Raw genomic sequence first — 14307 nt, forward strand, 5'->3', positions numbered from 1 at the left:
CATGTGAACGACGGCCCGGCGTGCGGAAACCGCGCCTACCGCTGCGCCGCGCCGTCCTCCTGGGACTTGCTGGCCTCCAGCTTGGCGCGGGCGGCCGCGACCTTGTCGACCAGCTGCGCCGACATCGCGTCGCGCTGCCTGCGCAGCAGGACGAAGCTGAGCGGCGCCGACAGGACCAGGGCCAGGAGCAGCACCCAGATCACGTTGGAGTCGCCGAAGCCCTTGGGGACCACGCCGAAGTGGACGAGCACGGCGGAGAAGACGAGGCAGCCCATGAAGACGCCGATCCGCATCGCCGTGTAGCGGAGGGTGGGACTCGGATTCGCGAGGGTCACAACAGCCTTCTCTCTTCCCGCGTTCAATGCTGGGGGTGGAGCGGGAGCAGCATGATGATGTCGTCACGGTCGTCACCGGGCGCGACCCGGATCGCGTCGGGCACCCGCCCGACTTCCTTGTAGCCGCACGACGCGTAGAAACGGTCGACGCCGGTGCCGCCGCGGCAGGTGAGGCGGATCGCCTCGATGCCCCCGATGCTCCGGGCGGCGTCCGCGGCGGCGGCCATCAGGTCACGGCCGTACCCCTGGCCCTGATGCCGGGGGTGGACCATCACCGTGTACAGCCAGAGCCAGTGGTTCATCAGCCGGTGGGTGTTGAGCGTGAGGAACGCCGTCGCGGCGACGGCGCCATCCTCGTCGTACCCAACCAGCAGCCGGCAGCGCCCCTCCGCCATGGCGGTGAGGTGCTTGACCAGCTCGGGCCGTATGTCGTCACCGGTCACCGGCGGTACGAAACCGACGGAGCCACCGGCGTTGGAGACGTCCGTCCACAGCGCGACGAGTCCGTCGTGCAGGGTGCGGTCCACCGCCGGATCCAGTTCGAATATGAGCGACATCCCTCTGTTCTCCGGACTCAGAGCCGCATGGGCTGCGGGGACTCGCGGCGGCCGGCGTCCGGCCCCGGGTACTCGCGGATGATCTCGTAACGGGTATTGCGCTCGACCGGCCGGAAGCCGGCGTCGCGGATCAGGTCGAGCAGGTCCTCACGGCCCAGCTTGTTGGGCGTGCCGTAGTTGTCCGCGTCGTGCGTGATCTTGTACTCGACCACCGACCCGTCCATGTCGTCCGCGCCGTGCTGGAGGGCCAGTTGCGCGGTCTGGACGCCGTGCATCACCCAGAAGACCTTCACGTGCGGGACGTTGTCGAAGAGCAGCCGCGAGACGGCGAAGGTCTTGAGCGCCTCCGCGCCGGTGGCCATGGTGGTGCGGGCCTGGAGGCGGTTGCGGATCTTGCCGTCCTTCATGTCCACGAAGTCGTGCTGGTAGCGCAGCGGGATGAAGACCTGGAACCCGCCGGTCTCGTCCTGGAGCTCACGCAGCCGCAGTACGTGGTCGACGCGGTGGCGGGGCTCCTCGATGTGCCCGTACAGCATCGTCGCCGGGGTCTTGAGCCCCTTCTCGTGGGCCAGCCGGTGGATGCGCGACCAGTCCTCCCAGTGGGTGTGGTGGTCCACGATGTGCTGGCGGACCTCCCAGTCGAAGATCTCCGCGCCGCCGCCGGTCAGCGACTCCAGGCCGGCCTCGATCAGCTCGTCGAGGATCTCGGACGCCGAGAGGCCCGAGATCGTCTCGAAGTGGTGGATCTCGGTGGCGGTGAACGCCTTGAGGGAGACCTCGGGGAGGGCTTCCTTGAGGGCGCTGAGCGAGCGCGGGTAGTAGCGCCAGGGGAGGGTGGGGTGCAGCCCGTTGACGATGTGCAGCTCGGTGAGGTTCTCGCCGCGCATCGCGGTGGCGAGGCGGACGGCCTCCTCGATGCGCATCGTGTACGCGTCCTTCTCGCCCGGCTTGCGCTGGAACGAGCAGTACGCGCACGACGCGGTGCACACGTTGGTCATGTTGAGGTGGCGGTTGACGTTGAAGTGGACGACGTCGCCGTTCTTCCGCGTCCGCACCTCGTGGGCGAGCCCGCCGAGCCAGGCCAGGTCGTCCGTCTCGTACAGGGCGATGCCGTCCTCGCGGGACAGCCGCTCTCCCGCCCGGACCTTCTGCTCCAGCTCGCGCTTGAGACCTACATCTTGAATAGATGCAGTCATCAGGCCGCCTCCCATATGTCTGCCAATCGGGCCTGTCGAGCCTACGCCCCTCACGGCACGAGAACGACGCGCCCCATGCTCCTCCGCTCTTCGAGCAGGTCATGGGCGCGCGCCGCCTCGGCCAGCGGGACGCGCGCGTGGACGACCGGCCGTACGGATCCGTCCTGTACGAAGCGGAGCAGGAGCCGCACTCCTTCCGCCGCCTCGTCGGGCCGGGCGCCCAGGAGGGTGGGCATGCTGAAGCCCATGACCTGCCGCATGCCCATCAGGGACAGGACGGGGAGGGAGGGCTGTGCGGTGTCGCCGCCGGAGGCGCCGTAGAAGACGAGCCTGCCGTACGGGGCGAGCAGCTTGACGTCGTCGAGGAGCTGCCGGCCGCCGATGCCGTCGAGGACGACGTCGACCCCGCCGGGCCCGGCCGCCTCGGCGGCCCGCTCGGGCCAGTCGGGGGCGGTGTGGTCGACGGCGGCGTCCGCGCCGAGGGAGAGGACGAAGTCGCGCTTGGCCGGGGAGCCCGCCGTGGCGATGACCCGGGCGGCGCCGAGCGCGCGGGCGGCCTGGACGGCGATGTGGCCGATCGCGCCGGCGCCCGCGTGGACGAGGACCGTCTCGCCCTCGGCGACCCGGGCGGTACGGAGCAGGTGGACGGCGACGCGGCCGGTGGAGCCGAGGAGCGTGCCCTCGGCGGGGTCCAGTCCCCCGGGCAGCGGCAGGAGGTGCGCGGCGGGCGCCGCCACGTACTCCGCGTAGGCGTTCCGCGCCTTCCACACGACCACCCGCTGACCGGGCGCGACGTCGCGCACGCGGTCGCCGGCCGCGACGACCGTGCCGACGACATCCGTGGACGGGCAGTGCGGGAGGGGCGGCGGGCCGAGGGGGAAGGTGCCGAGCCTGCGCTGGACGTCGGCGTGGTCGACGCCGATCGCCTCGGCGCGGACGAGGACGTCCTCGGGGCCGTACGCGGGCCGTTCCGCCTCCTCGGTGACCAGGACCTTGGACGGGCCGTACTCGTGGTGGCGCACGATGCGCACGTTGTCTCCTCACTCGGGGGCGGGCGCGGGCGCCCGGGTGTCGGGTGCTCGGGTGCTCAGGTGCTCAGGTGCTCAGGTCACCGGCAGGTGCGCGACGACCGGTGGCTCGGACCGTCCCGCCTTCTGCTCAAGATCCCCGCCCGCGAGCACCCGCAACCGGTCACACGTGTCCCACACGTCCACGTGCAGGGTGTGCCGGGCGCAGCATTCCAGCACGGTCACCCCGGCGGCGGGGTGGGTGAACACGAACCCGCCGCCGACGTCCTCGGACCGTACCCGCAGCGGTCTGAGCCACGACTCGTACAGCGTGCGGGCGATGTGCCGCAGCCGCCGCTCCTTGCCGGCCACGGCCTCGGGGTCCCGTCCCACGCCGTGCGGTGTCCAGCGGTCGAGCACCTCCAGGTCCTGGCGGGTGATGCCGGTGCGCGGGGTGCAGTCGATCAGGACGACGGGCCCCGCGAGGGGTGTCCCGCCGTCCCGGTGCACGTCGTTGTGCTCCATGGTGGAAACCGACCGTTCAGTGGCCCATGCCGATGCCGCCGCTCACCGGAACCACGGCCCCGGTGACGAACGACGCGGCGTCACTCGCCAGGAACCGTACGACCGCCGCCACCTCGTCGGCGGTTCCGGTGCGCCGCAGCGGGGTGTTGCCGATCAGCTCCGCCCTGCGCCCGTCGGTGATGTGCTCGATCATGTCGGTCTCGATGAGGCCCGGCGTGACGACGTTGGAGGTGATCTTCCGGGCGCCCAGCTCCCAGGCGAGCGAGCGGGCGAGGCCCACCAGGGCGCTCTTGGACGCCGCGTAGTTGGTCTGCCCCGGCGAGCCGAGCGAGCCCATCACGGAGGACATGAACACCAGCCGTCCCCAGCGCTTCCTGAGCATGCCGCCGGTGGCGTGCTTGGCGAGCCGGAAGGCGCCCATGACGTTGGTGTCGAGGACGTCCTTGAAGTCCTTCTCGCTCATCATCGGCAGGAGGCCGTCCCGGGTGATGCCCGCGTTGGCGACGAGCACCTCGACGGGCCCGTACTGGGCCTCCACGTCAGCGACCGCCCGTTTGACGGACTCCTCCTCGGTGACGTCGCACGCGACACCGAACAGGCCGGGCGGCGGGGCGCCGGTGCGGTAGGTGACGGCCACCTTGTCGCCCGCCTCGGCGAACGACCGCGCCACGGCGAGTCCGATGCCCCGGTTGCCCCCGCTGATGAGAACGGTGCGGCTCATGCCAGTTCCTTTCGCAGTACGCGGACGGCATCCGCGGTGTCGGTGAAGTGCAGCCCGTGCCAGCCGGCCAGGACCGCTCCCTCGCAGTTCTCCACCAGGTCGTCGGCGAGGAGGCTCTGTGCCGCGGGGATGCCCGAGCGCCGTACGGCGAGGTCGAAGATCTCCCGGTCGGGTTTGCGGCACCCCGTCTCGAACGACATCACCAGGGCGTCGAAGAGGCCGGGGTCGACCATCTGCCGCCAGTACGGGTCCCAGCCGGGCGGCATGTTGGAGAGCAGGCCCACGAAGACACCCGCGCCGCGGACGCGTTCCAGCTCCTCGATCCACGGTTGGTTGACGCGCCGGTCGGCGAACCAGCGTTCGGCGAAGCCCGACATGTCGGCGCGGATCCCGAACTCGTCCAGGAGCGCGGCCTCGACCTGCCGGCCCCACTCGTCCTCGTCCACGAGCGGGGTGTCGAGCGGGGCCATCGAGCCGGTGCCGTACCGGCGGCCGACCGTGCGCATCGCCGCGTGCAGCGCGGCGGGCTCCAGGCCCATGGGCTCGCAGAAGGAGGCGACGGCCCAGGGCAGCGGCGGGGTGAGGACGCCGCGGAAGTCGGTCCAGACGGCGCGGACGCCCGTCCCTTCGGCGCTCGTCATGCCTTCGCCTCCCCGTAGAGCCGTACCGACGCCGTGGCCACGCTGCGGCCCGACTGCTGGAACGCCACGTCCACGGTGTCCTCGCCGCTCCCGGGCATCTCGGCGCTCAGCACGACCGGCGCGTCGAGTTCCGCGAAGCGCAGGAACGCCGCGTCCATGCCCAGCACATGGGTGACCGACAGCTGGCGGCCGCTCCAGAACGCCGCCAGGAGGGCCAGTTGCCGGGCCCCCTCCAGCAGCGTCATGGCCGGGAAATGGTCGTACTGGTGGTCGAAGAGGCTGCGGTTGTCGAAGTCCGGCAGCAGCCGGGCCGTCAGGCGCCCCGCGTCGAAGACCGGTTCGGCCAGGACGACGTTGCCCGGTGACGTACGGCCCACCTGGGCCGGGGCGAGGATGCCCGAGCGGTCGGGCCGGGGCACCTCGCGCGTGGAGGGCGCGACGCCCCCGCGCTGGTAGGTGCGCAGCGACCCGTACTCGTGTTTCGTCATGGCGCTCACCCGCATGGACGAGACGCCCACGGCCGCGCCGTTGAAGGTCAGTTCCTGCTCGACGCCGACCTGCCGGACCCGGCCGCCCTTCATCCGTACCGCCGGGTACTCGGTGAGGATCTGGAGCTCGCCGGGGTCGCTCCCCGTACGCAGCGCCTCGGGGTCGCTCAGCTGCACCGACACCTCGTTGACGAGGAACGACGTGTCCATCGCGATGTCGAGGAAGGTGTGGCCGCCGCAGACGGCCGCCTGCCGGCACGCTTCGAGGACCAGCAGGACATCGGTGAGCGCGCCCCGCTGGATGTGGTCGTTGTAGTAGCTGTGCGAGAGCGGCGTCTGGGCGCCCGCGAGATAGACGGACTCGCCGATCTGGCGGGTGTCGGTCACGAACACCTCGGCCACGGCGGCCCGGTGGACCAGATGGCGGTCGACGGTGTGGGCGAAGCGTATGTGGAAGGGCGGTTCGGCGAGCGTACCGACTGCGTTCTCGGACATGTGCGGTCTCGGTCTCTCTTCGTCCGTCATGGATGTCGCACGGCGGAGGCGGGCACACGCGGGCCGCCGGAGCGCGGGGCGCCCCGGCGCAGGACGACCGCCGTCGCGGCGGCGGCCGCCAGGACGAGCGCGCCCAGGGCGCCGAGGGTCACGGCGTCCGGGTGGACGAGTGACTGGCCGCGCAGTGCCTGCCAGGTGACCAGGGCGAGCAGGCCGGCCCAGGCCGCTCCCGTGATCAGGACGAGACGGGCCTGAATCCCCTCGTCCGCGAAGGTCGTACGGCGGCGGCCCGCCAGGGCCAGGGCGGCGCCGGCCAGCGGGATCACCTGGAGCGCGTGGATGCCGACGAAGTGCGGGATCCGCAGATCTCCGCCGACCGTGCTCCAGTTGGTGAGCGGCATGCCGGGACCGCCGTCGTCCACCCCCACGTTGTGGGCGCCGACGAGGGTGGGCAGCCCGGCGTCGACGGCCTGCTGCTGCTCGGGGGTGGGGATGTTCATCAGGAAGCCGAGGGACATGCCGACGACCGCGAGGACCAGCCCGAGCCGTACGGCCAGGCGCAGCGGCCTCGCGAGCGACCGGTCGCGCAGCACGACCACGGCGGCCACGAAGTTGGAGGTCCACAGGACGATCACCGCGACGGTCATGCTGTTCATGAAGGCGGTGTTCGTCGGGGTGAGGGTGTTGAAGTGGCTGTACGTGCCCCGCCACGCCTGGACGGAGATGATCACCGCTTCGGCGAGGGAGCTGACGGCGATCAGCGTCCCCGCCCACCACGCCGTGCGGGGGAAGCGGCGGATCCGGGGCAGCAGCCAGGCCAGCGTGGCGCTGTAGACGGCGAGCGAGAACGCGAAGTGCAGTGGTTTCAGCCAGATCGGCGCGCCGTTGAGGATTCGGTCGTCGGCGGCCAGGCCGATGAGGGTGGCCAGGCTCAGCACGCCCATCGACAGGGAGAAGGCGGTCAGCGGCCCGTGCAGCGGAGGGAGCCGGGCGCCGGTGCGCGGCCCGTGGCCGAATGTGTCACCACTGGGGTCGATGGGGTCGGTAGGGGCGGTAGTGTCGGTGGGGGAATTGTTTCCCTTTACTGCCACGGCCTGCGGGTCGCCGGGTATGTCGCCGGATATTTCTGGCTCCGTTCCGGCGCTTCCCCTGCGTGTCGAGGACATCGATCTCCCTTTCCAGGATTCTGTTCCGCGGATTCCCTTTCTCCGCCGCGCACGGACATACGTACGGACGCTCGCGGGAATCAGCATGCTGAGGCGCCGGTCCGCTCCTCAACGGCCGTACCACCAACAGATTCCGCACTGCCTCGAAAGTGACATCGGGAGGTATCCCGGAAGAGGTACGGGGGGTACGCCCGACGGACCCGCCTGCTACCGCCTGGGGAACAGCGCCCGGCGCCTTGGGAGCAAAACCCTTCTCGTGGCCGCCGCCACCTGCCTAATTTCCTTCTGCGGCCGGTGAAATACGCCGGCGGCGAGAGGGGGATCCACCATGTCTCAGAAGGCTGTGACGCTGTCGTCCGACGAAATCCTCACGCGTGTCCGGGTCATCGTGGCGGAGGAGCTGGAGCTGGAGGACGAGCCGGCGGCCGTCGACCCGGACGCCCGCTTCGTCGAGGACTTCGACGCGGACTCGCTGGCACTGATCCAGATACTCGCGCGGATCGACAAGGAACTGACCATATCCGTGCCGGTCGAGGAGGCGGAGAACCTCGTCGACCTGCGTACTCTCGCGGACCACGTCATCGCGCTCGCCGGGGCCGAGCGTGTCTGACCTCGGCCCCCGACGTGTCGTGGTGACCGGGCTCGGCGCGGTGAGCAGTCTCGGCAAGGACGCCGAGACCCTCGCCGCGGCCGTACGGGAGGGCCGCAGCGGCATCGCCCCGGCCCGCTCCTTCGACACCACCGGCTTCCCCCAGGTGATGGCCGGCGAGGTACCCGACTTCGACGCGCACGCGTCCCTGCGCACGCTCGACCCCGCCCGCTGGGGCAGGTCCGCGCTCCTGGCCGCCGCCGCGGCCACCCAGGCTGTCGCCGACGCCGGCCTGGACCGTGCCGAACTCTCCCGTACGCGTGCCGGATCCGCGATGGGAACCACCAGCGGTGAGGCGCCCGTGGTGGACCGGCTCACCCGGCAGTGGATCGGCGAGGGCCTCAAGAGCCTCGACCCCGGCCTGGTCGCGCAGGTGCCGGCCGGCCGTATCGCCGCCGCCGTCAACACCGAACTCGGCCTGACCGGCGAGGCCCAGACCATCCCCACCGCGTGCTCCGCCAGCAACTACGCGATCGGCTACGCCGCCGACCTGGTGAGCACCGGCGAGGCCGACTACATGCTCGCGGGCGGCGCCGACTCGGTGAACCGCTACACGCACGCCGGCTTCCTGCGGCTGGGCGCCCTCGCCGAGGACGTGTGCCGGCCGTTCGACAAGGACCGCGACGGCATCATCACCGCCGAGGGCGGCGTCGCCCTGCTCCTCGAACCCCTGGACCGCGCCCTGGCCCGCGGCGCCCGCGTCTACGCCGAGGTCCTCGGCTACGGGCTGAGCTGCGACGCCAAGCACATGGTCCACCCCGACTCCGGCAGCGTCGCCGAGTGCATCCGCAGAGCCCACCGCAGCGCCGGGATCACCACCGACCAGGTGGACTACATCTGCGCGCACGGGACGGGCACGCCCACCAACGACCTCACCGAAGTCGCCGCCGTACGCGAGGTGTTCGGCGACCGGCTGCCGCCCATCAGCTCCATCAAGTCGATGCTGGGCCACACCATGGGCGCCGCCAGCGGCTTCGGCGCGCTCCTCTGCTGCAAGGCCATCGAGCAGGGCTTCCTGCCGCCCACGGCGAACCTGCGCGAGGTCGACGCCGCCCTCGGCCCCGGCCTGGACCCCGTGCCCAACACGGCGCGCCCCGCCGAGGTCCGTATCGCCCAGAACCACGGCTTCGCCTTCGGCGGCAACAACGCGATCACCATCCTGGGGAAGGTGTCATGACGCTCTCCACCACGACCGCCCCCACGCCCGTTCCCGCGACCGCCCCGTCCGCCGGCACGCTCCCCCGCGTCCGGCCCCTCGCGGTCACCGCGCTCGGTGTCGTCTCCCCGGCGGGCACCGGCCTGGACGCCCTCGCCGACGCGCTGCGCGGCGCCACCGCGCCCTGCTCCGACCCGGCGGAGCTGCCCCTCGGGCCCGCCGAGCCCGACGGGCTGCCCGACAACGTCAGGGTGGTGCCGGAGTTCCGGCTCGCCGACCACGTGGGCCGCAAGCGGACCCGCCACCTCGACCGCACCACCGGTCTCGGACTCGCCGCCTGCGCGCTGCTGCGCACGGCGGCGGGTCCGCCCGTCGGCGACGACACGGACCCGGCGTGGAACACCACCGGTGTGGTGCTCGGGTCCACGTCGGGCAGTGTCCGCAGCAGCAGCGAGTTCGCCCGGGACACCCACGTGCACGACCGGCCCTTCCTCGTCGACGCGGCGGCCTTCCCCAACACGGTGATGAACTCCTGCACCGGCCAGATCGCCATCTGGAACGGGCTGCACGGCATCAACGCCACCCTGTCCGGCGGTACGACCGCGGCCCTGGCGGCCTTCCGCTACGCCCGCAACGCCCTGGACCGCGGCCACGCCGAGCGGCTGCTGGTCGGCGGCGTCGAGGAGCTGTGCCCGCAGACCGCGTGGGGCTGGGCGGCGTCCGGCGCGCTCGCCCAGGGCTTCCCCGTGGGCGAGGGCTGCGCCTTGTTCGCCGTCCAGGACGCGGAGGCGGCCCGCCGGGACGGCGCGCCCGTCCTCGCCGAAGTGCTGGCGAGCGAGACGGCGTTCTCCCCGGAAGGCGTACGTCCCGGAGTCACCGCCGTGCTCGCCGGGTGCGTCACCCGCGCCCTGGAGCGCGCCGGAGTCGCCCCTGCCGAGGTCGGCACCGTGTCGCTCGGCGCCACCGGCCTCGTCGGGTTCGAGGAGGCGGAGCGGCGCGCGGTCCGCCGGGCCCTCGGCGGCCGTACGGTCACCGAGCTGCGCGTCAAGGAGGTCACGGGCGAGGCGTACAGCGCGGACGGCGCGTTCCAGCTCGCCGCCGTCCTCGCCCGTACCGCCCCCGGAGCGCTCTCCCTCGTCACCGGCATCGGCCAGGACGGCCACGTGGCCTGCCTCGTCGTACGGACCGGGGAGGGCGCGTGACGGCGGACGGCACGGCGCACTCCCCGGGCCCGTCCGGGGTCCTGGTGGTCGGCGCGGGCCCGGTCGGGCTCACGGCGGCCACGGCCCTGCTCCAGCAGGGGGTACGGGTCCGGCTGATCGACCGGGCCGACCGCCCCAACCCGCACGCCAAGGCCATCACGCTGTGGCCGCGCGCCCTGGAGGCGCTGCACCGGCTGGGCGCGGGCGCCGAGATACTCGCGCGCGGGCTGCCGCTGCACGCGCAGAACTACCACTCGGCGGGCCGCCGGGTGGCCCGGCTCACGTTCCGCAAGGTGCCCGAGACGCGGTTCCCGTTCGCCGTGTCCCTGCCGCAGCAGGAGACCGAACACGCCCTGCGGCAGCGGTTCGAGGAGCTGGGCGGGAAGACCGAGTTCGGCGTCGGGCTGACGTCGGTGACGCAGTCCCCCGACGATCCCGACGGCGTCACCGTGGAGCTGACGGACGGCGGGGGCTCCTCGGAACGCGTCCGCGTGGACTGGCTGATCGGCGCGGACGGCGCGCACAGCACGGTCCGCGAGGCGATCGGCACGGGCTTCGAGGGGGAGACGTACCCCCAGCGGTTCCTGCTGTCCGACGGGATGTGCGACACCCCGCTCGCGCAGGACGAGGCGCACTACTTCATGACGGCCAAGGGCGTGCTCGTCGTGGTGGGGCTGCCGGGCGGCCACTTCCGCGTCTTCACCAGCCTCGCCCCGAACGCGGAGATCGCGGACGACATCCGGGCGGAGGTCCAGCGGGCCGCCTCGGAGCGCTGCCCCGTCCCGATCCTCCTCACCGGCGAGCACCGCACCGGGGTGTTCCGGGTCCACCGCAAGATCGCGGACCGGTTCAGGAAGGGCCGGGTGCTGCTCGTCGGCGACGCCGCCCACATCCACAGCCCGGCGGGCGGCCAGGGCCTCAACACCGGCATAGAGGACGCGGCGAGCCTGGCCGGGCCGCTGGGCGCGGTGGTACGGGGCGAACGCCCGGCGGACGTCCTCGACGGCTGGGAGCGGGAGCGGCGCGCGGTCGCGCGGGAGGTGCTGAGCGACACCGACCTCCAGACCCGGCTGTGGACGATGCGCGGCTGGCGCAGGAACGTCCGGGACCGGGCGCTCGGCATCGGCGAACGCACGGGGCTGCTCGACCGGTTCATCACCCCGCGCCAGACCCAGCTCTCCCTGGTGCACGCCGTACCGGGCCGCCCCAGGGGGCGGCTGCGGGAGGGCGCCCGCCTGCCGGACGTCCCGCTGGCCCCGGAGGGTACGGGAGCGCTCGCCCCGGACCGTACGGGAGCGCCGGCCTCGGACCGTACGGGCACGGCCGCCCCGGACCGTACGACCTCGCCGGGCACCGCCGTACCGCGCCTGCACGACCTGCTGGACGACGGGCGGCCCGTGCTGCTGGTCCTGGCCGCCGACGGCCGGAACGCGGCGCGCACCGCGCGGGCCCGGGTCCTCGCGGAGGGGCTGACGGGCCCCGGCCACCGCACGGTCCTGGTCTCGGCGGCCGGGACGGGCGCGGTCACGGGAGCCGGCGCGACCGGCGCCCCCGGCGCCACCGGCCCCGTGCGCGTCCTCGCGGACCCCGGCGGCCGCGTGCACGCCGCCCTCTCCGTACGTACCCCCACCGTCGTCCTGGTCCGCCCGGACGCGGTGGTCTCCGCGGTCCGCCCGCCGGGCGGACCCGAGCTGTTCCAGGAACTCCGCCTCGTGCCTCCACAGGCGGAGCCCGTCCAAGAAGGAGTCTGAATCCTGATGTCCACCCCCGACGCCCGGCTCGAAGCCGGGCCCCGCCCAGGGCTCACCCTGCTCGTCGTGTGTCTCGGCGTACTGATCGTGCCGCTCGGCGTCAGCGGCACCCCGGTCGCCCTCCCCGACATCGGGCGCGAACTCGGCGGGAGTCTCGCCTCGCTCCAGTGGGTGGTCAACGCGTACAACGTGATGGCGGCCAGCCTGATGATGGTGGCCGGCTCACTCGCCGACCTGATCGGCCGCAAGAAGATGTTCGCCTTCGGCACCGGCCTGTACGCGGTCTCGCTCGTGGCGACCGTCCTCGCGCCCAGCGTCATCGTGATCGACATCGCCCGCGGGGTCGCGGGGGTCGCCGCCGCCGCGCTGATGACCTCGGCCACCGCGATCGTCGCGTCCAGCTTCGACGGGGCCGCGCGCGCCAAGGCGTTCGCCGTCGCCGGGGTCACCCTCGGCTCCGGCCTCGCGCTCGGACCGACCACCAGCGGACTGCTCGTCGGCGCGCTGGGCTGGGAGTCGGTGTTCTACGCGCACCTGGCCCTCGTCGTCCTGTCCATGCTGGGGCTGCCGTTCCTCCAGGAGTCGCGCAACCCGCAGGCGGGCGGCGTCGACTGGCCGGGCACGATCACGTTCAGCCTGGCGCTCGTGCTGTTCACGCTGGCCATCATCCAGGGCCCGCAGAGCGGCTGGGGCAGCCCGACCGTGCTCCTCCTGCTGGCCGGGTCGATCCTGCTGGTCGTCGCCTTCGCCCTGGTCGAACGCCGCCAGGAGAACCCCATGTTCGACCTGTCGCTGTTCCGCGAGAGCCGCTTCCTCTCGGTGAACCTGCTCAACGTCGCCTTCTCGTTCGGCTTCATCGGACTGCTGCTGGTCCTGCCCGCGTACCTGATCGGCGCCAACGGCGAGAGCAGCCAGGGCGCCGGACTGATCATGCTGCTGCTGACCGGACCTGTGCTCTTCCTGCCCCTGATCGGCGGCCGGCTCGTCGCCTCCGGCGTCCACATGCGGGTCGTGCTCGGCCTCGGCCTGCTCCTCATCGCGGCCGGCTGCGCCTGGCTCACCGTCGTCCACCCGGGCATCGGCGTCCTCGGCCTCGCGGGGCCGCTCCTCGTCGCCGGGGTCGGGGTCGGCCTGATCATGGGCGTCCTCGACGGCGCCGCCGTCAGCACCGTGCCGCCCGAGCGGGCCGGCATGGCGGCGGGCATGTTCAACACCATCCGCCTCGCGAGCGAGGCCATCGCGGCCGTCGTCATGGTCGCGGCCGTCGCCTCGATGATCCGCTCGCGCATCTCGGACGGGCTGTCGGAGTACGTGGCCAAGGGCGGCGACTCCGCCTCCACGACGGCCGACCGGGTGGCCAGCGGTGACGTGGCCGGCGTGGTGAAGGACGCGCCGACCGCCCTGCGCGACGGCTTCGGCGACTTCCTGTCGCAGGGCCACACGGACGCGCTGCGGGTGGTGCTGTGGGCGTCCGCCGCGCTCTGCGCCGTCACCGCCGTCATCGTGTACCAGATGCTCGCCGACCGCCCCGCCGCCGCCGCGAAGCCGGGCGAGCGGGCCCCCTCGCGGCCCGCGGACGCGGACGGCGCCGCGCGCGAACGGACCCTCGTCGACGACTGATCCCCCCACCCGCCAGGTCCCCGGTGCGCCCCCCGTGCACCGGGGACCCGGCGGGTCCCAGAAGGGAACAGGACATGCCCCTGCCCGAATCCACCGACCTCTGGATCGTCCCCCTCGACACGGACCCGGCCCGCCACGAGGCCCGCCTTCCCGAACTCGGCGCGTACGAACGCGACCGCGCCCACCGGCTGGGGCTGCGCAGACCCGCCGCGCGCCGCCGCTACCTCGCCGCCCACCTCGCCGCCCGGGACATCGTGGCCGGCTACCTGGCGTGCGAGCCCGCCGACCTCACCCACGTGCGCAACGCCTGGCGCGGCAAGCCCGGTTACGTACTCGGCTGGTGCCCCGGACCCGCCGTCAGCCTCTCCCGCTCGCACGAACTGGCCCTGCTCGCCGTCCGCGCGCCGGGCGCCGTGGTCGGCGTGGACCTGGAACACGTACGCCCGGGGGTCGACTGGTCCCGGGTCCTCGGCCGTCCGTGCCCCGACCCGGCCGACGGATTCCGCGCCTGGACCCGGCTGGAGGCGGCGGTCAAGGCGTCGGGACTGGGCCTCTCCGCGGCGGCGGGGGCGAATCTGGACCACCGTTTCTGGCCCGCAGCGGACCTGGCCCTGCCCCGGCCGTACGACGGATATGCCGCCGCGGTCGCCACGGACCGCGCCGGGCGGAACAACCCCGTCCGGATACGCCTCCATTCGACATCAGATTTTCGTGAACTGGTGACACTGCCTTAACACCCTCCGAACGCCCTGCGAGAGGCCCCTGACCTGCCGGATCAGCCGGTAATGAAACGGTAAA

The 14307-nt window shown here is 72.7% G+C and carries 15 protein-coding genes; 6 read left to right on the forward strand and 9 right to left on the reverse strand.

Features of this window, described 5'->3' with window-relative positions; genetic code table 11:
• Positions 1 to 35: 35 nt before the first annotated feature.
• From ACIODU_RS22120 to ACIODU_RS22160, 9 genes are all read right to left on the reverse strand, one after another.
• Positions 36 to 335 carry a DUF4229 domain-containing protein gene (locus ACIODU_RS22120; RefSeq protein ID WP_356425791.1) on the reverse strand — a complete coding sequence of 100 codons (300 nt, stop codon included), beginning with the start codon at positions 333 to 335 and terminating at the stop codon, positions 36 to 38.
• Positions 336 to 358: 23 nt separating this feature from the next.
• On the reverse strand, positions 359 to 892 hold the full coding sequence (locus ACIODU_RS22125; RefSeq protein WP_401769581.1) for a GNAT family N-acetyltransferase: 534 nt from the start codon (positions 890 to 892) through the stop codon (positions 359 to 361).
• A gap of 17 nt (positions 893 to 909) precedes the next feature.
• On the reverse strand, positions 910 to 2088 hold the full coding sequence (gene mqnE, locus ACIODU_RS22130; protein WP_401769582.1) for an aminofutalosine synthase MqnE: 1179 nt from the start codon (positions 2086 to 2088) through the stop codon (positions 910 to 912).
• Positions 2089 to 2138: 50 nt separating this feature from the next.
• Positions 2139 to 3119 carry a zinc-binding alcohol dehydrogenase family protein gene (locus ACIODU_RS22135; protein WP_401769583.1) on the reverse strand — a complete coding sequence of 327 codons (981 nt, stop codon included), beginning with the start codon at positions 3117 to 3119 and terminating at the stop codon, positions 2139 to 2141.
• A 72-nt stretch (positions 3120 to 3191) separates the two neighbouring features.
• Entirely contained in the window at positions 3192 to 3620 is a 429-nt protein-coding gene (locus tag ACIODU_RS22140; RefSeq protein WP_401769584.1) for a hypothetical protein, read from the reverse strand.
• Positions 3621 to 3636: 16 nt separating this feature from the next.
• Positions 3637 to 4341, reverse strand: coding sequence for a 3-oxoacyl-ACP reductase FabG (gene fabG / locus ACIODU_RS22145; RefSeq protein ID WP_401769585.1), 705 nt, complete (start codon positions 4339 to 4341; stop codon positions 3637 to 3639).
• Positions 4338 to 4982: an HAD-IA family hydrolase gene (locus tag ACIODU_RS22150; RefSeq protein WP_401769586.1), complete on the reverse strand. Its 645-nt coding sequence runs from the start codon at positions 4980 to 4982 to the stop codon at positions 4338 to 4340. Before ACIODU_RS22150 ends, fabG begins: the two co-directional genes overlap by 4 nt.
• Positions 4979 to 5965 carry a ScbA/BarX family gamma-butyrolactone biosynthesis protein gene (locus tag ACIODU_RS22155; RefSeq protein WP_356425772.1) on the reverse strand — a complete coding sequence of 329 codons (987 nt, stop codon included), beginning with the start codon at positions 5963 to 5965 and terminating at the stop codon, positions 4979 to 4981. Before ACIODU_RS22155 ends, ACIODU_RS22150 begins: the two co-directional genes overlap by 4 nt.
• Positions 5966 to 5991: 26 nt before the next feature.
• Entirely contained in the window at positions 5992 to 7056 is a 1065-nt protein-coding gene (locus tag ACIODU_RS22160) for a hypothetical protein (RefSeq protein WP_401769587.1), read from the reverse strand.
• A gap of 403 nt (positions 7057 to 7459) precedes the next feature.
• On the opposite strand from ACIODU_RS22160, the gene ACIODU_RS22165 reads away from it, so the two are divergent.
• The 6 genes from ACIODU_RS22165 (at position 7460) to ACIODU_RS22190 (ending at position 14243) form a co-directional block, all read left to right on the forward strand.
• A complete protein-coding gene (locus tag ACIODU_RS22165; RefSeq protein ID WP_161313080.1) occupies positions 7460 to 7741 on the forward strand; it encodes an acyl carrier protein in 282 nt (93 codons plus the stop codon).
• Positions 7734 to 8957: a beta-ketoacyl-[acyl-carrier-protein] synthase family protein gene (locus ACIODU_RS22170; protein ID WP_356425766.1), complete on the forward strand. Its 1224-nt coding sequence runs from the start codon at positions 7734 to 7736 to the stop codon at positions 8955 to 8957. The genes ACIODU_RS22165 and ACIODU_RS22170 overlap by 8 nt, the downstream gene beginning before the upstream one ends.
• Positions 8954 to 10138, forward strand: coding sequence for a beta-ketoacyl synthase N-terminal-like domain-containing protein (locus ACIODU_RS22175; protein WP_401769588.1), 1185 nt, complete (start codon positions 8954 to 8956; stop codon positions 10136 to 10138). Before ACIODU_RS22170 ends, ACIODU_RS22175 begins: the two co-directional genes overlap by 4 nt.
• Positions 10135 to 11889 carry an FAD-dependent oxidoreductase gene (locus ACIODU_RS22180; RefSeq protein WP_401769589.1) on the forward strand — a complete coding sequence of 585 codons (1755 nt, stop codon included), beginning with the start codon at positions 10135 to 10137 and terminating at the stop codon, positions 11887 to 11889. Before ACIODU_RS22175 ends, ACIODU_RS22180 begins: the two co-directional genes overlap by 4 nt.
• Before the next feature lie 6 nt (positions 11890 to 11895).
• Positions 11896 to 13509 (forward strand): MFS transporter, encoded by a 1614-nt coding sequence (locus ACIODU_RS22185; protein WP_401769590.1) that lies wholly within the window; start codon positions 11896 to 11898, stop codon positions 13507 to 13509.
• A 74-nt stretch (positions 13510 to 13583) separates the two neighbouring features.
• Complete coding sequence (locus tag ACIODU_RS22190; protein ID WP_401769591.1) at positions 13584 to 14243, forward strand: 4'-phosphopantetheinyl transferase family protein; 660 nt, start codon at positions 13584 to 13586, stop codon at positions 14241 to 14243.
• The last annotated feature ends 64 nt before the right edge of the window (positions 14244 to 14307 follow it).

Origin of the sequence: Streptomyces sp. NPDC088261 (assembly GCF_044740805.1) — a bacterium.
GTDB lineage: Bacteria > Actinomycetota > Actinomycetes > Streptomycetales > Streptomycetaceae > Streptomyces.

What these genes read in the sequence shown, in the direction of transcription:
- ACIODU_RS22125 (WP_401769581.1), bottom strand. Translation starts at nt 892, where the DNA reads ATGTCGCTCATATTCGAACTGGATCCGGCGGTGGACCGCACCCTGCAC.
- mqnE (WP_401769582.1), bottom strand. Translation starts at nt 2,088, where the DNA reads ATGACTGCATCTATTCAAGATGTAGGTCTCAAGCGCGAGCTGGAGCAG.
- ACIODU_RS22140 (WP_401769584.1), bottom strand. Translation starts at nt 3,620, where the DNA reads ATGGAGCACAACGACGTGCACCGGGACGGCGGGACACCCCTCGCGGGG.
- fabG (WP_401769585.1), bottom strand. Translation starts at nt 4,341, where the DNA reads ATGAGCCGCACCGTTCTCATCAGCGGGGGCAACCGGGGCATCGGACTC.
- ACIODU_RS22150 (WP_401769586.1), bottom strand. Translation starts at nt 4,982, where the DNA reads ATGACGAGCGCCGAAGGGACGGGCGTCCGCGCCGTCTGGACCGACTTC.
- ACIODU_RS22155 (WP_356425772.1), bottom strand. Translation starts at nt 5,965, where the DNA reads ATGTCCGAGAACGCAGTCGGTACGCTCGCCGAACCGCCCTTCCACATA.
- ACIODU_RS22165 (WP_161313080.1), top strand. Translation starts at nt 7,460, where the DNA reads ATGTCTCAGAAGGCTGTGACGCTGTCGTCCGACGAAATCCTCACGCGT.
- ACIODU_RS22175 (WP_401769588.1), top strand. Translation starts at nt 8,954, where the DNA reads ATGACGCTCTCCACCACGACCGCCCCCACGCCCGTTCCCGCGACCGCC.
- ACIODU_RS22185 (WP_401769590.1), top strand. Translation starts at nt 11,896, where the DNA reads ATGTCCACCCCCGACGCCCGGCTCGAAGCCGGGCCCCGCCCAGGGCTC.
- ACIODU_RS22190 (WP_401769591.1), top strand. Translation starts at nt 13,584, where the DNA reads ATGCCCCTGCCCGAATCCACCGACCTCTGGATCGTCCCCCTCGACACG.